General features: G+C 44.1%; 19 protein-coding genes. 10 read left to right on the forward strand and 9 right to left on the reverse strand.

Annotated elements, in window-relative coordinates:
• Position 1: 1 nt before the first annotated feature.
• Positions 2-913, reverse strand: coding sequence for a lysophospholipid acyltransferase family protein (locus tag DBR43_RS30750; protein ID WP_124587184.1), 912 nt, complete (start codon positions 911-913; stop codon positions 2-4).
• Positions 914-1,080: 167 nt separating this feature from the next.
• Between DBR43_RS30750 and DBR43_RS30755 the strand changes: the two genes are divergently transcribed.
• From DBR43_RS30755 to DBR43_RS30780, 6 genes are all read left to right on the forward strand, one after another.
• Entirely contained in the window at positions 1,081-1,689 is a 609-nt protein-coding gene (locus DBR43_RS30755) for an RNA polymerase sigma factor (protein ID WP_124587185.1), read from the forward strand.
• A gap of 61 nt (positions 1,690-1,750) precedes the next feature.
• The gene (locus DBR43_RS30760; RefSeq protein WP_158622643.1) at positions 1,751-2,731 is read left to right on the forward strand and encodes a FecR family protein; all 981 of its coding nucleotides are present in this window, start codon (positions 1,751-1,753) and stop codon (positions 2,729-2,731) included.
• Positions 2,732-2,857: 126 nt separating this feature from the next.
• Complete coding sequence (locus DBR43_RS30765) at positions 2,858-6,052, forward strand: TonB-dependent receptor domain-containing protein (protein ID WP_124587187.1); 3,195 nt, start codon at positions 2,858-2,860, stop codon at positions 6,050-6,052.
• Between the two features lie 10 nt (positions 6,053-6,062).
• Positions 6,063-7,487, forward strand: a complete 1,425-nt coding sequence (locus DBR43_RS30770) for a tetratricopeptide repeat protein (protein WP_124587188.1) — start codon at positions 6,063-6,065, stop codon at positions 7,485-7,487.
• 8 nt (positions 7,488-7,495) lie between these two features.
• Positions 7,496-8,845, forward strand: coding sequence for an alkaline phosphatase family protein (locus DBR43_RS30775; protein WP_124587189.1), 1,350 nt, complete (start codon positions 7,496-7,498; stop codon positions 8,843-8,845).
• Between the two features lie 166 nt (positions 8,846-9,011).
• Positions 9,012-9,362 (forward strand): RNA recognition motif domain-containing protein, encoded by a 351-nt coding sequence (locus DBR43_RS30780; protein ID WP_124587190.1) that lies wholly within the window; start codon positions 9,012-9,014, stop codon positions 9,360-9,362.
• A 24-nt stretch (positions 9,363-9,386) separates the two neighbouring features.
• On the opposite strand, the gene DBR43_RS30785 is transcribed toward DBR43_RS30780, so the two are convergent.
• Together DBR43_RS30785 and DBR43_RS30790 are read right to left on the reverse strand one after the other, a co-directional pair.
• Positions 9,387-10,511 carry a hypothetical protein gene (locus DBR43_RS30785; RefSeq protein ID WP_124587191.1) on the reverse strand — a complete coding sequence of 375 codons (1,125 nt, stop codon included), beginning with the start codon at positions 10,509-10,511 and terminating at the stop codon, positions 9,387-9,389.
• Positions 10,495-11,082: an RNA polymerase sigma factor gene (locus DBR43_RS30790; RefSeq protein WP_199757175.1), complete on the reverse strand. Its 588-nt coding sequence runs from the start codon at positions 11,080-11,082 to the stop codon at positions 10,495-10,497. Before DBR43_RS30790 ends, DBR43_RS30785 begins: the two co-directional genes overlap by 17 nt.
• Positions 11,083-11,317: 235 nt before the next feature.
• Between DBR43_RS30790 and DBR43_RS30795 the strand changes: the two genes are divergently transcribed.
• From DBR43_RS30795 to DBR43_RS30805, 3 genes are read left to right on the forward strand one after another with little or no spacing between them, the layout of a single operon-like run.
• Complete coding sequence (locus DBR43_RS30795) at positions 11,318-11,677, forward strand: c-type cytochrome (protein ID WP_124587192.1); 360 nt, start codon at positions 11,318-11,320, stop codon at positions 11,675-11,677.
• 11 nt (positions 11,678-11,688) lie between these two features.
• A complete protein-coding gene (locus tag DBR43_RS30800; RefSeq protein ID WP_124587193.1) occupies positions 11,689-12,234 on the forward strand; it encodes a YceI family protein in 546 nt (181 codons plus the stop codon).
• Entirely contained in the window at positions 12,234-13,187 is a 954-nt protein-coding gene (locus DBR43_RS30805; protein ID WP_124587194.1) for a DUF5777 family beta-barrel protein, read from the forward strand. Before DBR43_RS30800 ends, DBR43_RS30805 begins: the two co-directional genes overlap by 1 nt.
• A 75-nt stretch (positions 13,188-13,262) precedes the next feature.
• Here the strand turns inward: DBR43_RS30805 and DBR43_RS30810 are convergent, their stop codons facing one another.
• The 3 genes from DBR43_RS30810 to DBR43_RS30820 are packed head-to-tail and all read right to left on the reverse strand — an operon-like array spanning position 13,263 to position 15,731.
• Positions 13,263-14,084: an alpha/beta fold hydrolase gene (locus tag DBR43_RS30810; RefSeq protein ID WP_124587195.1), complete on the reverse strand. Its 822-nt coding sequence runs from the start codon at positions 14,082-14,084 to the stop codon at positions 13,263-13,265.
• 47 nt (positions 14,085-14,131) lie between these two features.
• Positions 14,132-14,812: a YoaK family protein gene (locus tag DBR43_RS30815; RefSeq protein WP_124587196.1), complete on the reverse strand. Its 681-nt coding sequence runs from the start codon at positions 14,810-14,812 to the stop codon at positions 14,132-14,134.
• 49 nt (positions 14,813-14,861) lie between these two features.
• The gene (locus tag DBR43_RS30820; protein ID WP_124587197.1) at positions 14,862-15,731 is read right to left on the reverse strand and encodes a hypothetical protein; all 870 of its coding nucleotides are present in this window, start codon (positions 15,729-15,731) and stop codon (positions 14,862-14,864) included.
• Between the two features lie 97 nt (positions 15,732-15,828).
• On the opposite strand from DBR43_RS30820, the gene DBR43_RS30825 reads away from it, so the two are divergent.
• Positions 15,829-16,671, forward strand: coding sequence for an XAC2610-related protein (locus DBR43_RS30825; RefSeq protein WP_124587198.1), 843 nt, complete (start codon positions 15,829-15,831; stop codon positions 16,669-16,671).
• Here DBR43_RS30825 and DBR43_RS30830 read toward each other — a convergent pair.
• The 3 genes from DBR43_RS30830 to DBR43_RS30840 form a co-directional block, all read right to left on the reverse strand.
• The gene (locus tag DBR43_RS30830; RefSeq protein ID WP_124587199.1) at positions 16,668-17,345 is read right to left on the reverse strand and encodes an Imm19 family immunity protein; all 678 of its coding nucleotides are present in this window, start codon (positions 17,343-17,345) and stop codon (positions 16,668-16,670) included. The genes DBR43_RS30825 and DBR43_RS30830 overlap by 4 nt on opposite strands.
• A gap of 64 nt (positions 17,346-17,409) precedes the next feature.
• Positions 17,410-18,807, reverse strand: coding sequence for a SusD/RagB family nutrient-binding outer membrane lipoprotein (locus tag DBR43_RS30835; protein ID WP_199757176.1), 1,398 nt, complete (start codon positions 18,805-18,807; stop codon positions 17,410-17,412).
• 17 nt (positions 18,808-18,824) lie between these two features.
• Entirely contained in the window at positions 18,825-21,830 is a 3,006-nt protein-coding gene (locus DBR43_RS30840) for a SusC/RagA family TonB-linked outer membrane protein (RefSeq protein ID WP_124587201.1), read from the reverse strand.
• Positions 21,831-21,987: the final 157 nt, after the last annotated feature.

Consider the following 21,987-nt stretch of genomic DNA (forward strand, 5'->3'; position numbering starts at 1 on the left):
CTTAAACCATATCTGCAGCACGACGGCTTTCTTCCTGCGGTACAGGTCGTTTATGTTTCCATCTGCGATGGCTCCATAACCAATAGGCAGGCTCCACGTTGATCATCTCTTCAAGAATGCGTGCCTGAAGTTCTGCAATTTCGAATTCCACCGTTTTTGAAGGATCCAAACAAACCGGAATACAATCTACTTCATAATAACCACGTTTTACATAGCTTGTTTTCAGGTAAAATACTGGCCTGTTGGTTTTCTTTGCTATTTTCTCAATCCCCAGCTGTATAGAACTTTCCTGATTTAGAAAAGTAGTCCAGTAGATGGACTCATCTTTTGGCGGCGCCTGGTCACTGCCGAAAGTAAACATGGTGGTGATGTTTTTATTTGACTGAATTGCTCTTAATGTCTGACGCATGGATATCATATGGTTGCCAAATCTGCTCCTCATCTTCAGGAACCAATTGTCGAAAGGTTCGCTGGTCAGAGGTTTGTAAATAGGGAAATGCTCACCGGAAAATGTCAGTCCTATGGCCATACACACCCACTCGTAATTACCATAATGTGAAGAACAGAAAAGTACACTTTCCTTATTTTTCAAATAGGCTTCCACTAAGTCTACATTCTTAAACTTCACCCTTTTATTCAACTCGCTTTTTGAAATGTTTTTCATTTTCACAATTTCGATGACAAGTGAAGCCAGGTATTTGAAAAACGTATTTTCAATAACTTTGATTTCAGCAGGGCTCTTTGCAGGAAAAGACTTGCTCAGGTTCTCTCTAACCACCTTTTTACGGTAGCCAAAAACATGATATACCAGCAGATAAAGCACATCTGCCAGCCTGTATAAAATAAATAAAGGCAAGAGTGAAATCGATGTCAGTAGAAATATACCAATATGGGAGAAACCTCTTCTAAGCATTTTGATTGAATTAACATGCAAAATTAAACTTAGGCTCAAAATTAATTGCCATGGAATTGTTAGATTTTTACAACACTCAAAATCAAACTGACCTGGCAGGCATAGATCGGGTATTAATTTAAATTTAATATGGAGTTTATAGTACCCTTGTAGTTTTGCTTCAGTTTATGAATCCGTCCTCTGATACCAGTTTGATTGCGTCAATAAAAGTCGATAACCACCTTGCCTATACCGCATTGGTGGATAAGTATTGGGCAGATTTATACCGCCATATCTGGCAAAAAATTAAGAACGCTGATGAGGCGAAAGATATCGTTCAGGATATTTTCCTTGGTCTTTGGAAAAACAGGGCCAAAATCCGGACTGATGAAAGGGACAGTTTAGCGCCTTATCTATTCAGGGCAGCAAAATATGCGATCATTAACTACTTTTCCAGACCAGGAATTACGATCAGCAATGAAAATGCCTTATCTGCTGCGCTCAATTCTCCGTCGGGGATAAGAACGGATGATTCGCTGCTGCTTAAAGAACTTGAACAAATTGTAGAGTTGGAGGTGAGTAGCCTTCCGGAACGCTTGCAGGTACCCTATCGCCTGAGCAGGGAACAGGAGCTAACGATCAAAGAAATTGCCCTCAGCCTTTCTGTTTCGGAACAGACCGTGAAGAACAACATCAGCTCTGCACTCCATAAGATCCGGTTTAAACTTGGTCAGCACAATTCGGATGTTACGATTGGTTTTATTCTGGCAGTGGCGGCTTTCCTCCATCACAAATAATTGATGTACTGATAACATTGACTTAAAGTACCTCCTGCCCTTCTGTGTGATATCTATGGTAATGATGTCAGACAAAAACAAGGAGAAGGAGCTGAAAGCTGCCCTAAGGAACTATCTCAAAGAGGAGACAGATGTAGCATTGCGCAATGCCGTAGATTCCTGGTACCATAGCATTGGTTCCACAGCCGAAGAAGCGCCCTTATTAAGTGACCCGGATTCAAAAGCGGAACTGGCAGAAAATATCAGGTTTTATTTAGCCGGTCAAATACATCCCGCTAAGAAATCCTGGTTTAACCCCACTTACCTTAAATATGCAGCAGCAGTACTACTGATGTTGAGTACTGGTGTTTTGGGTTATACCTACCTCAGTCAGCAGAGACAAGCCTCAAAAAAAGAAATTGCCTTATTTTCTGATCTCCATAAACAAAAGGAATTGTTACTTCCTGATGGTTCTAAGGTCTTGCTGAATGTAGGCACCGAACTCATCCTGTCTAAGGATTTTGGAGAAAGCCAGCGCAGGGTTTCCCTTCGCGGGGAAGCTTTTTTTGAAGTGGCCAAAGACAAAAACCGCCCGTTTATTATTCAGTCGGGTGATTTGAGCACCAGGGTTCTTGGAACATCGTTCAACATCAATGCTTATCCTGATATGGATAAGATAAAAATAGCCGTATTGACCGGCAAGGTCATGGTCGCGAAAAATATTGCCGGCCGGGAGAAGACCATTGCCCCCGGGATGACAAAAGGTAGCACATTAAGTTTCTATAAAGCCACAGGAAAAACAGAACTCAAGACGGAAGATACGGCACTCTTTTCCTTCTGGAAGGACAATAAGCTTTATATAGACAACAGTACCATCAGCGAAATCGCCAGTCAGCTCGAAAGATATTACCACCTGAAGGTGGTATTTAACACCAAAACAGACCGCGGCCTGCGCTACACGATCAAATTCAATAAAGAACCGGCCAACAGGGTCATGGAGATCCTATCCATACTGACCAAAAGAAAGTTTAGTTATCAAACCAATCAGATCACCATTAAATAAAGATTATGTAAAAGAACCAAACATAAAAAAAGCCGGAAATGCGCTAACATTTTCGGCTGTTTATGAGCATTGCAGCAATGCTCATCATTTCCAATGATCGTTCAAACATTAAAAACTTAATCAAAGATGCAAAAATATTACCCGGGTTCCAAACACCCGACATGGTCACTTTTTAACCTCAAAATGAAGCTAACACTAGTCCTGCTTTTTCTTTCAAACGCGTTGCTCTATGCAGGTTCAACCGCCGGGCAATCGATGAATGACATGAAGATAGACCTATCTGCAAAGGATCTTCCTTTGAGAAAGGTTCTTGATTTAATCGAAAAAAGAACACCTTTTGTAATTGGCTATGAAAACAATAGCCTCAACGCCGGCAGATTATTCAATATAGATGCCAGGCAAGAATCAGTAGCTCAAATATTGAAACAGCTGATGAAAAATACCGGGCTGGAAATCCGCCAGATCAGTGATAAATACATCCTGATCAATACCCAAAAAGTATGGCCTCCAATGCTGGTCTCCGGTATCGTCAGGGATAAACGTACAGGAGAAACGCTTCCCGGTGTGAGCATCAGGGTGAAAGGTACTACAGCTGCCACCCAAACTGACAATAAAGGCAGCTACCGTTTATCCATTCCGACCGACAAGGATGATGTTGTGATCGAGGTGCGGTCCATCGGTTTTAAGGCCAGGGAATTCAATATCCCTCGAAATTCGGCAAGCCTCAGCATCGATATCCAACTGGAAGAAGACCTTTTGGGCCTGGACGAAGTCGTGGTAACCGGTCAGGGGATTGATGTGAGCAAAAGAAGGCTATCCTCGAATGTGGTGAGCATTTCTGAAAAAGACATCAGAGACATCCCCGCTTCCAGAATCGATCAGCTGCTTCAGTCAAAATTGCCAAATGCACAGATCAGGTTAACCGGCGGACAGGCGGGCGCAACCTCGATCATCCGCTCGAGGGGTGTCAACTCGGCTTTCATCAGCTCTACCCCGATCATCTATGTAGATGGGGTAAGAATGGACAACCTCAATACCAGGGCTGCCCTGGGCGGCGGAAGCGCGACGGGCGCGGCCATCAGTTCGATTTCCGATATCCCTATGGACAACATCGAAAAAATTGAGTTTGTGAACGGTGGAGCAGCCACGACCTTATATGGCTCTGACGCGGCCAATGGGGTCATTCAGATCATTACTAAAAAAGGCGGTGCCGATAAGACAGACATTACCCTGGAAACACAGCTGGGTGTGGAAACACCTACTGCGGATTATCTGCATTTCAAAAGAACCAAAGACCTGCTTTTCCAGAACGGCTTTTATCAGAAACATAACCTTTCCTTAAACGGTGGCGACGGAAAGTTCGGGTATAGCTTTTCCGGTGGCTATCAGAACAGCTCAGGAACACAGATCTACGATCAGAACAGCAACAGACGTATTGACCTCAGAACGGGATTAAGGGCCTCATTGGGTACAAAAGTTACTTATGAGAGCTCCTTCAGTTACATCAACAATAAATATAAACGCAGCCGTAACGGAAACCAGGGCGGTTATACCGGTTTATGGTTTGCGGAGAGTGGTGCATCTGCAATTACCGGCCCAAAGTTTAAAAATGACCTGGATGCCATGACGGATGAAGAATATGCAGCGATTAAAGCCTATGTTGATCAGGCAGAGGCCCTGCAGGACAACGGCATTACGATCAACAGGTTCCAGACCTCTCAGGTGTTTAAATACCAGCCCCTCAAAAACCTGACGTTCAAAGCAACCGGTGGCGTTGATTACCGCGCACAACGCCAGCAGATCATTACCACCAATAAATACCTTTCCCATACCACCAATACCTCGATAAATGATCAGGGAAGCATCGATAATTTTGATAGAAATTACCTCGGCCTGACCTTCGAATTCAACGGACAGTATGAGGTAAAAGCAGGCGATTTCTCTTTCATTACAACTGCCGGCGGACAGGTTTTCAGAAATGAGGACCATCAGATCCAATACCTTGGCTCCAACATCCGAGACGGTGCACAGACGATCAGCATCGCGGCAACCCGGACAGGTGATGAATATTATTCTGCGGTAACCAGTTATGGGATCTACCTTCAGGAAAACGCAGGTTATAAGAACAAGATCTTCCTGGATCTTGGTTTGCGTGGAGACGGCAACTCTGCCTTTGGAAAGAACATTGGCACACAGTATTATCCAAAAATCGGAATTTCTTATATTCCAAGTGCAGAACCTTATTTCAAGGCGATTTCCGGGGTCGTTTCCTCCGCAAAAGTCCGCGGTAACTACGGGATTGCCGGAAACTTCCCTACCCCTTTTGCAAATGAGCGTACCATATCATTCATCGGTTTCAATGGTGCACAGGCAGCCTCTTTCGGACAACCCGGAAATCCGGATTTAAAACCCGAAAAGACCAATACCATAGAAGCAGGAATGGACCTAGGCTTTTTTAATGACCGGGTGGTCATTTCGGCAGGATTCTATCATTCCATTACCAATGATGCCTTATTTGTGGTTCCACCGGCACCTTCTACAGGACAGATCAGCCAGTTACAAAATACAGGCAAAATCCTCAACCGCGGATTGGAATTCAATACCGTACTCACGCCGATCCAGACTGCCAGTACGAGCCTGAAGTTTAACCTCTCGGTAAACACCCTATATAATAAAGTACTGAGCTCTGGTGGTGCTGCTGCATTTAACATCAATGGCTTTAGTGCAAGAACCGTTCAAACGGTTGTACAGGAAGGTTATCCGATTGGTTTCATCAGGGGCAATTATGGGGTATTCAATGAAGAAGGACTATTGGTCAGCACTGCCGCACAACAGAATCTCGGTACCACCGTACCCGACCTCTTTGGCAGCATGGGGCTGAACTTCCAGTATAAATCATTTAATTTCTTTGCCAATGCCGATTACCAGAAAGGGGCTAATGCCGTATCCTTTGACAGGCAGTTCAGGTTCAATTATGGGGCATCAACAGAAGGGATTCCGCAGGCAGAAATTGATAAAAGCGGAAGAACCAAATGGCTTGACATCACCAACAGGTTCGTAGAGAAAACAGATTACATCAAGGTAAGGACCATCGGGCTGGGCTACAACTTTAAACCCGGCGCATGGAAAGGGGTCGTAAAAAGCGTTAATGTAGGTTTTTCTGTAGTCAACCCGCTAAACTTCTCCACCTCAAGCTTCGATCCTGAGGCCACCATCAGTGGAAGTTCACAAGGACAGAACGGTGCCACCACCGGAGGTATTTCCTACTCTACCTATTCCGCACCAAGACAATTTGTTGGTTCCATGAGGGTAAATTTTTAAAGAGAAAAAAATGAAGACATATATCAAGAACATAATTATTGCCACCGCACTATCGGGCAGCTTTTTAAGTTGCAAAAAAGACAATCCAAATATTACAGATGAGGTTTACCTGACCACAACAAACGTATCGACAACCTGGCTAACGGGCATGAGGAGACAAATGGCCTTAACCTTGAACCAGGTGATCGTCAATACGGAGCTGGTTTCCGATAACTATTATAACAACAGAACCCTAAGCAACAAAGTATTCGACATTCCCCAGATCGACAATTTTGATCTTGATGTGAACAATATCCAGTCTGCCATTCAAAGGTTACGGGAGTTGTCGGAATACGGATTAACAACGGTTGTAAATGCCGACAAAACGACTACTGCCGTACAAAAAGCAGAGATGTATTTCATCAATGCCTTTTCACATGTGCTCAGTGGAGAACTGTTTACCGGCCTTCCCGGATCAGCAAAAGGTGCTGTACTTAGTCCTGCTGAACACTATGCACTCGCCATTACTGCCCTTGACCAGGCACTGGCATTGCAAACCGATGCCAATGAAAAACTCGCTTATACTTTATTAAAAGCGAGGGTGTATTACGACCTTGGCGATGCGGTACAGGCAAAAACATTTGCCACTGCTGCCATGGCAAATCCCTTACTACTGAAACAGCAATCTTTTGACGGACAGAATTCTGCTGCCAACGATTTCCAGACCTATCTTTTTTCTTCCACAACCAATGAGTTTGCGCCGCTTCCACGCCTGGATTTCTTAGATCCCAAGTACTACAATACGGGAACCATTGCGCTTGATCAAAAACCGGTAAGCTATATCAAATCGGAAGAAGCCTACCTGATTATTGCAGAGGCACAGGCTTCCGGCAATGAGCTGACGGCTGCACAAACTACCTTAAAAAACCTGTTAGCCGATGTCATCGCCAAACGTCCGGTGGTCTCCCTGAGCGATGTGAAAGAAACACGCAACGGAGGTAACAGGACCGATTATCCTTTAACTGCTGTAAAAGTCCGCTTCGATGAAAATGACGTGGAAAGAAGCGGTTATGTATTGAACAGAAAAATTGCCAACATCAACATTTCAACCGTTTCCGGCACGATGGTTACCGCCGATGACATCAATTCAGCAACCACACAGGATGCAGTTTTATACCTGGTTTATAGAATGAGACAGGAGATTTTTATTTCCGAAGGAAGAAGAATGACCGATCTGGGCATCAGGTTTCCGGTCTCACAAACGGAACAACTGAACAATAAAAATGTAAAACCTGCCGACCTGATTGCGCAAATTCCGTCTTTTATCCCAAAAAACAGGGAAATGGATGATTTTACAAACAACATTACAAGTGGTGTGGTCACCATGAAACACGATATGAATAAGGTGCTCGTAGCCAACAAAAAAGCTAAGGAAATTTTCCCGTTTATTAATTAATCCGAAAGATGAAAAAACACATTTTAAAAAAATACCTGGGTTTAATCCTTTTAACCGCAGCTGTTTCTATTAATGCCCATGCACAAACCAGCAAACATGTTATTTTGGTTAGTATCGATGGTTTCCGTCCTGACTTCTACCTCGACAAAAGCTGGCCAACACCCAACCTGCAGCAGTTAATGAAAGCCGGATCTTATGCAAAAGGTGTGCGCTGCATATTCCCAAGTGTGACCTACCCTTCCCATACCACCCTGATCACAGGCACTTTCCCCGCCAAACATGGCATTACCTATAACACCATGCCCAATGAGCAGCGGATCTATGAATGGACAACGGATAGTAAAAAGATCAAAGCCGAAACCTTATGGCAGGCGGTAAGAGCAGGAGGAATGAAATCTGCGTCGATATCCTGGCCGGTATCTGTTGGTGCAGAGATCGACTATAACCTGCCCGAAATATGGTCTGCAACGAATATGGCCGACCGCAAAAGCGCGATCTCCGAATTCGCAACGCCAAAAGGTTTACTGGAAGAAATGGAAAAATATGCCATTGGAGCAGTCGATATGGAAGACCTGAACCTAAGTTCATTGGCGATGGACGAAAACAACAGCCGGATGGCGGCCTACATCTTCCGTAAATACAAGCCCAGCCTGTTGACCATCCACATTGCCGGCGTTGACGGGGCAGAACATAAGGAAGGTCGCTCGGGACCAGGAGTGAACAAAGCTGTCGCCGCGGCGGATCATGCGGTGATGAACCTGGTCGATGCCGTTAAAAAAGCGGGATTGGAAGACAGTACCACCATTATCATCACAGGTGACCATGGCTTTTTAGACCTCAATAAAGTACTTTCGCCCAACGTATGGTTAACAGAACTCGGCATTGACAGTAAAGTGGGTACAGAGGAGCCTGTAGCAAAATTTCAGGCTGCAGGTGGAGCTGCGTTTTTTCATCTGAAGGACAATAACGATTTGAAAACACTGGCTAAAGTCCGTAAGAAACTAGCGGAATTGCCTAAAGAATACCAGCTGATGTTCAGAATCGTGGAGCGGGATGAGCTGGATAAGATTGGAGCAGATCCGCATGCCAAATTTGCTTTAGCTGCTTCAAAGGGCGTTTATATCCACGATGCGGCCTCAGGACCAGTTGTTGGCCCAAAAAAAGGGGGTGCTCACGGTTTCTTCCCCGATGTACCTGAAATACAAACTGGTTTTATAATTGCCGGAGCCGGTGTTAAAAAGGGTGTTGTTCTTGATTTGATCGGGCTCGAAGATGTGGCCCCCACTGCTGCTAAACTTTTGGGCATCAGCTTAAAGAACGCGGATGGCAAAGCGGTGATCCATTTTTTACAACACTAAGAAACAGTGGTTGGCGTCTTTAAGCAGGCCTTAAAGACGCTTAACCTCCTGTTTCCAGTTGAGCTGACGGCATAAGAAAAGACCTGTTTTTGATGATAATTCGGACGTAAAATGCGGCAAAATTGGGCAAAGGCCTTATATTTGCAGTTACATAAACAGGATATTGATGGAAAAACTTTTTGTAGGTGGATTTCCGCCTGAGATCCATGAAGTACAGCTCGCCGAGCTGTTTAGTCTGCATGGAGAAGTGAGCACTGTCAAGTTTATTTACGACCGGGCAACTAAAAAGTGTAAGGGCTATGGATTTATAGAGATGTCGAGCACGGAAGTGGCCGAGAATGCGGTTTCAGCACTGAATGGCACCTTACTTGCAGGACGTGAACTGAGTGTTCGCATTGCATCAAAAGAAAAAAGCAGTGAGGAAGAAAGTCCTGCACGCTCCTCCCCAAAGGAATACTTAAAAGTAGAAAGAAATTCCCAGCCTGCTAAAAAGCGGCAGAGAAGGCCGAGGTTATAGGAACATTCCTGATGCCGGTCTGATTTACCTATCGTTCAGTCTGCTAAAGCTCAGAAAGACGGAAACACCAGTAGAATTCAGGCGGACATCGTAATTTCCCACGCCCCTAAGCGGCAATTTGACAAATGGCTGTATACCAATGCTTAATGAGGAATTTACTTTTTGCTCCAGGCTCAGCGACAGGTTGGTGATGCCAAAAATATGCTGATTTTCATTACTGATTTCCAGCGTTGACCTGTTATGATCCGGGCCGCTCCTTAAGTCATAACGCTCATTTAACATCAGGTAACTGGACAATCCGGTATTCACACTTATTGCCAGTTTTTTTCTTTTGAACACCTGATAGTTGACATTCAGGGGAATATCCAATACCCTGCAATCGGCATTCACTTCCCACGACTGATTCCCATATCCGTTATTGATTGCAGCAGGCCCCGCCGAGTTGTACAGCTTCTTTGCATAAATCACCCCGGTGCTCAGGCTTATTTTTTTGCTCAGCGGATAAGTTAACAGTAACCCGATATTCGTACTGACTTTCGGGGAAACGTTTGCTCCTGTACCGGAGATGTCCGGAGCCGCCATGATGCTGAGCGTTAAACCGGAATGCTTCAGGCTGGCATATCCGGGCACTTTAGCTCCGGAATATACTCCGGATGCTTTCATTGGAATAAACTGTACGGTATCGCCTTCTGGCCTGCTTAACCGAAAATGAGCAGCCAGAACCTTTGCTGGCAAGGGATTCGTGGATACCAATTGAATTTTTGATTCCCCGGGCTCCCCTCTTTGAGGTCCCGGCTTCAGCCTGTTTACCTTTTTATCCAGATCCTCCGACAGGGATACACTCCTTTTTTTCTTTACAGGTTTTTGCAACTGAGCTGTTTTTTCTATCGGCTCTTTGTCTGGATTCAGGATTTTAGCCTTGAGCAGATCTTTGTTTACCGGCTCTTCCTCCAGGAGCATTGTAAACAGAAAAATCAGTACTGTGGCAGCAATGCCAGCGCCAACAAACCACCAAAGCGGCAGCATGCGTTTCTTCTCGTGGTCATCAAGCTTTTTGGACATCTTCTCCCAATCCATTTCATTGAAAGGAATTTCTGGATCACCTAGTCCAGCCTTAAACAACTGGTCTATGTTATGCTCGTCTTTCATTTATGCTGATGTTTTTATCTCTCCCCATTACAATTTTCAATCCTGTTTCCGCCTGATCGTTTGCGTTTAGCATTTCCTGCAATTTCTGCCTTGCCCTGAATAAATTTGATTTCGATGTTCCTGTGGATATGTTTAGTGTCTCTGCAATTTCTTCGTGTGAATACCCATCTATCGCATATAAATTAAAGACAATGCGGTAAGCGGGAGAAAGGGTTTGAATCAGTTTCAAAAGGTCAGCATAGGCAAGCTGGTCGTACACTGCTGCTCCCTGGCCGATATGTCCGTGTTCAGTGATGTCATCATGATCCGAAAAGCGTAGTTTCATGCGGTAGTGATCGATTGCCGTGTTGGCCGTAATCTTAGCCATCCATGCTTTAAAAGGTTTATTCACATCATACTTTTCAATGTGGTTAAATGCTTTGAGAAAGGCATTGTTCAGCACCTCTGCAGCATCAGCATCATTTATTACGTAGCGCTTACAGATACCCATACAGTAGCCATAGAATTCTTTATAGAGCAGATACTGACTGGACCTGTCTTTCTGAATACACCCTTTAATAATTTCCTGCACCTAAATAAATGTGATTACCTTTTTTAAACTGACCATTTTCTATCTGCTCTTACGATGTAAACCTATAAAAGGTTGCGCGGGATAGCGAAAATATATTTTTCAGTAGACATCAAACTGATATACAGGTGATTATTTTATTTTCTGCAATGTATTTCAAAGCAGCAAGCAACCATCGCCCCGGGCTCCCCGTATCACTTATAATTAAACACATATTTCATCCTAAACCTTTCCGCCCATGAAGCATTACATCCCCTATCTGAGCCTGACAGTCATCTACCTCCTGTTGTTCAGCTGCTCTAAAAAACAAGCTGCAGAAATGAAACCCACACCAGTTCCGCCAGAAAAACCAGGGACTACAGTTACCTACACCAATTTTGCCCAGGCCCTCTTTCAAACCAAATGCGCCAGATGTCACGGTGTAGGCAGAGGCGCAGCAGCCATCTGGACTTTCGACGGGCTCGCATCTGTCAGCAGCAACCAGAACAGGATCCGGCAGTCCGTACTGGTCAGCAAATCCATGCCTCTGGGAGGTAGTCTTTCTGCTGCAGAGTTGAAGTCTTTACAAGAATGGTTCGATAATAAAATGCCTGAATAATACAGATGACCATGAAAAACACCTTTTTGCTTATCCTCTTTACCCTGATCAGCTCCAGGCTGCATGCGCAGCAAATCCTGATCTGTAATAACGCCAAAGTCTCTTTCTTCTCCAGCACTGTCATGGAAGACATCGAGGGGAAGAGTGCTGTTGGAGGTTCCGTTATCGACACCAAATCCGGTAACCTCATTTTCAAAGTTAAGAACACCTCCTTTCAGTTTAAAAAGAAACTGATGCAGGAGCATTTCAACGAGAACTACATGGAGTCCGACAAGTACCCGGTTTCCGAATTTAAGGGAACAATTAAGGAGCCGGCTAACCTGACCACCGATGGAACCTATAAAGTCAACATCGAGGGCAACCTGAACATTCACGGGGTCAGCAAAACTTACAAAACCCAGGCCGATCTGCAGGTCAGTAAGGGAACGCTGAATGCCAGTGCTGTGTTTAAGGTCAAAATCGCCGATCATGGTATTGAGATTCCAACCCTTGTATTTAAAAACATTGCTGAGTACGTTGAAGTGCGTATTCAGGCCACCTTTTTAGCTAAGAAATAATGAAGATAAAAACATTTAAATCCCCCTTACCCGTTTTTTTTGTCCTGCTGTTGTTAACCGGACGGTGTGCATTTGCACAGGAAGAGCTTGAAAAAGAACTGGCAGTTCCTGCTGCCGGCAGAGAGAAAGTAAGTGCAACTTTCAAATCAACCAAACTGATCAACGGGCATACCAATGAAACCCTTTACAAGAATGAACTGGATTTTAAAGTTGACCATCGTTTTGGCGATATCGCCGGCAGTAACGGAGGAATCCGTAAATTTTTCGGACTGGACAATTCCACGGATGTCCGGATTGGATTTGAATACGGAATAACCGATAACCTGACCATAGGCCTGGCCAGAGCAAAAGGTGCAACAGCGGTACAGCAACTCTACGAAGGAAGTTTGAAATATCGCCTACTCCAGCAAACTACCGACGACCACATTCCTGTTGCGGTGACCCTGTTTGGCAGCAATACCATTGCGGCAGTAAGCTCCAACAAGGATGATCCTGCTTCTCCTATTGCTTACGATGGCTTTAAGGACCGTCAGAATTGGGTAGCCCAAATTATCATGGCCAGGAAATTCAACGCAAACCTATCCTTTACACTTACACCAAGTTACGTGCACCGAAACTTTACCGCGTTCCGTGATCAGAACGATATGTTTGCGATTGGTGTTGGTGGAAGATTTAAATTTACGCGCCGCATGGCACTGGTTGTAGATTACTTTTTGCCGTTCCGGAACAAGTCAGACAAAGCCTATCTGGAACAGGTTACGGCCAACAAATTTTATAACCCTTTAGGCGTGGGGCTGGAAATGGAAACCGGCGGACACGTATTCCACCTGAACTTCACAAATGCCACCGCCATTCAGGAGATGCAGTACATTCCACAAACTACCAGTTCATGGCTCAAAGGACAATATCGCTGGGGATTCAGTATTTCCAGAAGGTTCTCTTTTGCACACTAAATTCCCGGATATCACAAAAAGAGCGGCCGGCAATGTGATTGCCGGCCGCTCTTTTTTGAATCAAATGCTTTGTATTTAAGCCTGAATAAAAGCCAAAAGGTCTGCATTGATGGTTGCTGCTTCTGTAGTTGGCATTCCATGAGGAAAACCAGGATAAGAGATCAGCTTTCCATCTTTTAGCAGCTTCACCGCTTTTGCACCGGTAAGCGCAAATGGAACGATCTGATCGTCCTCACCATGCATCACCAATACCGGAACATCCACACTTTTAAGGTCTTCTGTAAAATCTGTTTCTGAGAAAGCTTTGATACAGTCGTAATGTGCTTTTATGCTGCCCATCATGCCCTGACGCCACCAGTTTTCTTTAACCCCTTCAGATACCTTTGCGCCTTCACGGTTATAACCATAAAATGCAGTGGTAAAATCCCTGAAGTATTGAGATCTCTGTGTGGCCGTTCCCTGACGAATTTCGTCGAATATGGCTATTGGAACACCCTCAGGATTGTTTTCAGTTTTTGCCATGATTGGTGTAACCGCACTGATTAATACGGCTTTGGCCACACGGCCTTTGCCATGTTTGGCGACATAACGGATCACTTCCCCCCCACCTGTCGAATGTCCGACATGAATCGCATCTTTCAGGTCAAGTGCAGCGACCAGTTCCGCAACATCTGCAGCATAGGTATCCATGTCATGGCCATCTGCAGTTTGAGAAGACCTTCCATGTCCCCTGCGGTCATGTGCGATCACCCTGAATCCTTTATCCAGGAAAAACATCATTTGTGCATCCCAGTCGTCGCCCGACAAAGGCCAGCCATGATGAAAAACGATCGGTTGTCCTGTACCCCAATCTTTGTAGTAAATTTCTGTACCGTCTTTAACTGTGATCTTGTTCATGTTCTTTGATTTAATTTTAAGTAATTAATAGAGGCTATAAGAAAGTTTTAATTTATTTCCTGTACGGATCTCATTGAAAAGTAACAAATCACCATTGTTGCCCCTGGCAAGAGCACTCCTGCCAGGCCAAAGACCTTCCCCGCATAAGCACCCAGAAAGCAACCCAATAAAAATCCGCCCAGGGTAACTACACCTTTTTTCAGGCCTGTCAGATAGCTACGGTCGACAAATCCGCTGCTCAGCAAAGCCCTCAGATCAAGCGAAAACTGGGTGACATTACCCGTCATCATCGTAGTAGGCCCGTAAGTTTCCTTTACATAGAGTTTTCCAAAAGTGTTCTGAAATCCCATGGCAAAAACAATCAGCATCGTGACGATATACATTTGAACGGTCATAAGCGAATTCACTGTACCTGTTGAACTATACGCAAGTATCCCTGCAGCAATCAGCAGAATCCCTTCACAACAAAGCAGGAAATGGCTGTTTTTGAATCTGGATGAAATCCATCCTCCCACAATCACAGCGAGTATAAACACGGGAAAAGTAAGCAGTTTGACCCAGTCCCCTGGTTCAGCACCTTTGATCATCTGGTAGGCAAATACGATAAAATTTCCGGTTACATGCGCTGAAAAAATCCGGTCTGCCGCCACGAAGGTAATCGTATCACAAAAGCCTGCAACTGCGGTCAGCAGCAGGGTGACGAAATTAATGTTCTTACCGGTTTCCATATCTCATGTGTCTTTATGATTCTTGACATCAGCAGTTTCTTTGAAGTCCTTATTTACGTTTTTTAAGCAATTCTACAACGGTCTTCGCCCTTTCGCTGGCAGCATCCAAATCTTTTGGGTCCACACGTTCCATTAATAAACTTTCAATGCGAAATCTGCGTGAGCGCTCTTCATCAAGATAATCTTTAAAAACCGTAAAATTCATATTGAATGAGCTGTCAAAAGTAGCTGTCAGGTTTTCGTTTAAAATCACCAGCGTGATAGATTCGTATTTGTCGGCCCCTTCCTCTTTTAAGTTCATATGGAACTGAAACATTTTCCCATTCAAAAACCAGATGTCATATACCAGAGGATAATGGACCGGACCACCATTATCGTCCGTAAAACCGCTGTAAGTAACTTTAGGATTCCCTAATTTTTCGCGAAGCAAGGCGATATTTTTTTTATAGTAATCGGTTTCCGCATGATTTCTTGTACTAAAAACAGCACCCACTATTTTGTGATTGCGCTTGTCTGTGATAAAGCTGGCGTAGTTGAACTTTATATTTTTGAATTCGGCTATTTCCGTTACCGGGGTAACGCCAAATACCCTTTTCTCTTTGATGTCTTCTTCTGTGATGTGGTCCTGTGTTTCTTCCGTTTGGCTATAGTAGCTATAGTCCGGATAACATTGGATTTCTTTAGGATGGGCATCAAAAGGATGAAGTTCATATGATCCTCCGATTAAGGTGTCTCTATTATAAGCTCTTAGCGAATCTACATTCACTTTTTTCGAGTTGAGGATGTGGTAAGTGTTATAAAAATTTTCAGGAGATAAATGATCAAAACTGATCTTTTCTATGTCTGTGAGTTTACTGCTTTCTTTCTGACAGGAAATGATAACCGCTAAAATGGGGAGGAGGAATAAAAATTTTTTCATTAAGGTTTAGGTTTGTAATCGCGGTTTAATCGGACTAATTATTTGAATAGCAATAAAAGTACCTAAAATATGAAACTGATCTTTTTATATTTAACCGATGAAAAGAATTCTGACCAGTATATTCCTGTTGTTGAGCATTGCTGTTGTACATGCCCAGCCTTTCGACCTTAAATCAGTTGGAGAAACCAAGACATTCCGGCTCCGGATTTACTTTGGAACCAATGGCAAAGGTGCTTTTGTACAATATCATGGTCAGCAAGGGATCATTCCATTACTGGTGAAAAGCCGGACTGTGGACAGTACGGAACGTAAAAGCGGTCAGCCTGATTTTACAACTTATGTGTGGAATGAGGTGGTTAATGGAAAGGTAACCGGAAACTACGGACTCACACTGGGTTTAAGAGAAGTCCTCGACATCTGGTATTTGAGAAAAAAAGATGGCAAACGTTTTTCATTGGAATCTATCGTGCAAAAATCAGAAAGTTACGACGGAGCGGATCAATACCTTTTGCATGGCGCTTTACTTTCCTTCAACCATACTCAACATAACCAGCTTCGCATCTCGTATCCGGACGGGACGAAAAAAACAATGCAATTGCCTGATTTTGACAACCCGAATCAGGCGAGGCAGGGCATTATTGCCGATTACAATTTCGATGGTTACGATGATGTTGCCTTTTCCATACCCGATGCCGGAATGGGCGTATACCGGATATTCAGCATCTGGCTCTACCAGCCAAAATCAGGTCAGTTTGAAAAGTTGGCCGAGCCGGATTATTCCAGGTCCAGATGCTCCGAGCTTTGTGACGTCAGGGTCGATAACAAGAAGAAACTATTGTTTAGTTCTTGTCGCGGTGGAGCCAGCTGGTGGCTGGATGTATACCGTTTTAACAGCCCGAATAAACTCGTATGGGTAAAATCCAGCCAGGCCAACCATTAAACTCCGCTTGCCAGACTGATGATTTCGTTGATTTGTTTCAGCTCTTCATCACTGTGCTGCTCATTTCTTTCTGAATGGTTGCGACTGGTGGTCAGGCCAATGTTTTCTTTAGGTGTGAATATGTTTTTCCGGCTATCGCCAAAAATCAGGTGACTGCTCAGCATTTTGGTGATCTCCCCCAGCTGTGTTTCATTTAAATCCAGTGCCGTCTGTTGTAGCACAGCAGAAATCTTAGCTTCAATTCCCGTCCTTTCCGAGTCATTGCCGATCACCAGGGGGAGCAACAATAAAAATAGCGGAGAAAGCTCCGTCCTGTCATTTTCGATGATTTCTTTTAACTCTGTCCAGGTCAGTAAAGACAGATGAACATGTCCTCCGCTATTCCCCAAATAGATGTCATTAAAAAAATAAACGGTGTTGTAGGCATGAAATTCAGCAAAAAGCGTCACCTTGTCATTGACTTCATGAACATAGGTATATCCATTCCAGGGATCCAGCTCCCCTCCGTTTTCATCGGTCTGGCCTGACAGTTCTTCCAGCCACTCTTTGGAAGGCATTTTAAAATGTGCCATCATATAATCAGACAGCATTGTTTCTTTTTCCTCATCTGCGGCAAAAGGAAACTGAGTGATGAGGTAGATACAGAAGTCCTGGTTTGATAGGTTTAGTTTCATTGGCAAAGCAGAATAAAAATTATACCACTTATTTGTGATATAATTTTTATTCGACGAATTTGTATTAATTTTTATCCCACCATACCCTATCTATCAATTTTGCACTTTGCTGTGGTTGTGGATTGGAGATGATTTCTGTGTTCGGATACAATACCCTGCGTGGAATTTCCGAGAGTGCATTTTTAACCTTTGTCAGTGCCGGAAATCCTGTCCGCCGCCAGTCTGTGTAGTTCTCTGCGTTCAGGAAATTGGCAATCGATTTTTCCTCGATAATCAGTCTTACTGCATTTGCTGAACTCAAACTCCCGCGGCTGTTCAGGTAAAGATCCGCATCCCCGGTGCTTACTCCTACTTTTGTCATGTGTGCTTTGACTGCCTCGGTATATATCGGTTGAGCTGCTGCAGCGCCTGATATGATGAATGTGGCCTCCGCTTTTAAAAACAAGGCTTCCGTATAGTTAACCAGGTAATTAAATGCGCCTGGGGCTGCATAGAACGCTGCAGGGATCGAATAAGATTCCAGACTTCCAATTTCGTCCAGGCCTGCTTCCCTTCCCGTAAAGAGTCCGGTTTCTTTTGCCGGTGCAATCATTTTAGTTAATCTGGGATCATTTCTTGTTTTAAATCCGTCTACAAAAGTATTGGCAAGTACCAAAGTGCTTGCAGGAAGAAAATTCTGCTGCCATGGGTTTTCAGTACCCGGAGTCCCTGTAAAGACCATCTTAAGGTCATCGGCATTCGTTGTCATCCCGTTATTCAGTGCCGTTAAGGCCAGCTGAGCCTGTGTGGTGGCACTATATCCAGGAGCTTTGGTCAGGTGCATCAGGTAACGGGCCTTTAAAGTATAAGCCAGTTTCGTCCATTTGTCCATATCGCCACTGTAAAAGTAGTCGTCGCTACCTGGCTTCAAACCGGTTTTCTTTGCAATATCTGCAATTCCCTCCTCTAACAAGGTATTGATTTGTTTGTACACCGACTCCTGACTGTCATATACCGGGGTCAGGTTACCTTTACCGTTAAAAGCCGCCGAGTAAGGGATATCCCCCCAGGCATCGCTCGCTGTTCCTATGCAATAAGCAGTTAAAATTTTAGCAATCCCTGAATAATTGGCGTTACCATTACCGGCAGCTTTGGTTTTTAGTATGGAAAGGTTGTTTAATGTCCTTACGTACATGTTGTTCCAGTCGCCATCCATATCCTGACTGTACATTAAATAAGTACCGAAATTCGGGGCTACCTGATTGAGTGCAATCACCTGTATGTATTGCTGCAAAACGATGCTTAAATTGCCATCACCGGCAGCATTTATATTTTGAGAGATCAGCATTTCAATCGGTGCCAGCATTAATGGTTCATTGACATTAATCGGCCTGTTGGGATCATTATTTACATCAATATATTTCTTACATCCTGAACCCATCACCAGACTGATGACGGTTAAAGCCAGGGCTATCTTTTTCATCTTCATCGTATTATAATTTACAAGGTTAACTTTAAACTGAAATCAAAGGAGCGCGATGTTGGGGTCGAGAAAGAATAGATTCCCTGCGATCCGTTTGAAGAACCAAATGAACTTACTTCAGGATCACCACCTGTAAAATGCGGGGCATAGATCCAGAGGTTGCGGCCGGTCACGTTAAAAGAGATCGCTTTGAACGGGCTTTTTGCAATCCAGGAAGGTTTAACCGTATAACCGAGACTTACATTTCTTAATTTAACATAGGTTCCATCCTGAATTACAGATTCCAGGATCCCGTTGATGCGCTGGTAATAACTCTGTCCGTTCACTTCTACCTGATTTGGGTTTCCGGTATTGATATTTACGCCATCCACTACCCTTGGGCCACGGTTTTCAGTTACCTTAGGTGTCCCATAGAAGTAGCCGTAACCATCTACGTTGTTCTGAATGTCCCCGCCTTTTTTCATGTCAAAAGAAAAGCTGAGGCCAAATTGTTTGTACCGGAAATTGTTCACGATCCCTCCCATCCAATCGGGGTTGATATCGCCAATGATTCCCTGTCTTTCTGCTACTAACGGCAATCCGGCATCATCGATGAGGAGTTTTCCTTCTGCATTTCTGTCGTACCTTGTTCCATAGATTACGCCATATGGCTGATTGAGTATAATATTGGTAAAACCGTTTCCGATTTGTTTCACATCTCCGTAGATCGCCAGTACTTTATTGCGGATCCGGCTATAGTTCAGGGTAAAGTCCCAGCTAAAGTTTTCTGTTTTTACCGGTTTAACATTTAACAGGACCTCTATCCCGCGGTTGCGCATTTCAGCAGAATTTACACTCGTGGAATTGTAACCCGTTGAAGGGGCAATTGCTACATTTGGAATGATGCCATCAACTGTTTTCTTGTTAAAATAGGTCAGCTCCAGGTTGATCCTGTTCCGGAAAAATCCGGTTTCTAAACCCAGTTCAATTTCATTGATCCTCTCATTCTTTAAATTAGGGTCGTTTAATACGCCACCGATTAAAAATCCTGACTGCCCGTTATACGGGAAAGCGATGTTCCTGACGGTCTGGCTCTCATAAGGAGTGAGCAAACTGTAGGCACCTATACTTGCATTTCCAACGGTGCTATAAGAGAGTCTCAGCTTACCGAAATTCATCACATCGGAAAGCCCTTTGGAGAAGAAATTAGAGAAAATAAAACTGGTTGCGGCTGAGCCATATGGATAAAAATTACTCTGTTTGGCCAGTACGGAGTTTCCGTCATATCTTCCTGTTAAGGACAGCACTAAAAACTTCTTATAATCGACATTGGCCTGTGCATAAAAACCAATTTTTCTGCTCGTAAAATTTTCCTCTTTATAAGTGACATTAGAGGCCGCACTCATGTTGTCAAGTCCGGGAACTGTAATTCCCAAACCATTCGCATAGATGTTTTGCGTATAGGTGGAGATGATGTTGTTTCCCAGGAGCAGGTCCATAGTGAAATCTCCAAAGGTTTTGTTGGCATTGACCATGAGGTCGTTATTGTACTGTCTGAAGTTTACATTATTGTCTACCAGACGGCCGTTCGGATTAGAGACCGAAAGTCTTGATTCTTTGTATTTATCCTGTTCCACATAAACGTCTGCACCAAAGCGTTCGGTGATCGTTAGCCAGTCTAAAGGTTTGTAATCGGCTGTAAAAGTTGGGATGAACCTGTTTACTACCGATTTGTTTTTGATGTTGTCCGTTACCCAATATGGATTGTTGCGGGAAAAACGGAACAGGCGCTGGCTACCGTCTTCATTCAGCGAAGGCTGTAAATCATAGGATACCGGTGCAGAAAATATCGTCCAAACCGGACTTTCCAAGGCATATCCCTCCGGCAGGCGGTCGTTTTTAGTATTTGCATAGTTCAATGAAAAGGTCATGTTCAGGTCTTTGATCACCTGCATGTTGTACTTTGCAAAAAGTGTGTTTCTGTTGAATGAGGTCGAACGGATTGTTCCTTCCTGCTTCAGGTTCGAATAGGAAATGAAGTAAGAAGCGATATTGCTACCTCCGTCAACGCTCATGGTATTGCTATAGGTTTTACCTGTTTTAAAGAACAGGTCGGATTGATTGTAGACCTTTGCAGGCTGTCCGTTAATCTTTAAGGTATCCATCAGGGCTCCCCAGGAGGTGCTTGTTTTTTGGGTTACACCATCAAAATATTTTCCGTTGGTTCCCAAAGAGTATTTGTTCTGTAACTGGGGAAGCAAGGGGTTCTCAAATGAAAAGCCAGAGCTGAAATTCAAGCTTGGTTTTCTGTTTTTCTGTCCGGCTTTAGTGGTGATAATGATCACTCCTTTTGCCCCGTCTGAACCATATAAAGCGGTTGCTGCACCGCCTTTCAACACGTTGATGTTGTCGATGATATTTGGGTCAAGATCAGCGATCCTGTTTGTTCCCGGCCCTGAATTGAGGTTTCCCCTTTCGCTGTTGTCGACCGGAATCCCGTCGATGATCATTAAGGCCTCGTTGTTGCCATAAAACGAATTTGCGCCCCTCACCACGATACGCGATGAACTTCCAGGGGTACCTGAAGAACTCGTGATTTGTACACCGGAAACTTTGCCCGCAATCGCATTCACCAGATTTGGTTCTTTGGCTTGTGTCAGCTGATCACCTTTTACTTCCTGCGAGCTGTAAGTCAGGATTCTTTTTTCTCTTTTGATCCCCAGTGCCGTGACCACCACTTCGTTCAGGTCCTGCATGTCGCTTTTAAGGATTACCGTAAAATTTGGCTCATTGTTAAATACCACTTCCCTGGTCAGGTAGCCGATACCGGTTACCACGAGTGTAGCCGGAGCCGCATGTTGAAGGCTGAAATTGCCGTTTGCATCTGTTGCTGTTCCAATGGAAGTGCCTTTTACTTTTACCGAGATACCTGGTATCCCGCCCCCGGTATCAGCGGAGACTTTTCCTCTGATGACGTTGGTTTGTGCCTTTACGAGGTTGATCGCGAAGGCGCAAATAAGTAACATAATTAATTTGATTTTCATCCCTGTTTGTTTTTGGTTTAGTACTCAACCAAAACTAGAGGCAAAAACGCAGATACATGATTAGCATATTGGCCGATATTCCCAGCATATTAACTTTTATGTTACAGAAAAAGGGCCTGATCATTATGCGTGATGCAGGCCCTGACTGAGAAGTTTC

The organism is Pedobacter sp. KBW06, assembly GCF_003852525.1.
GTDB lineage: Bacteria > Bacteroidota > Bacteroidia > Sphingobacteriales > Sphingobacteriaceae > Pedobacter.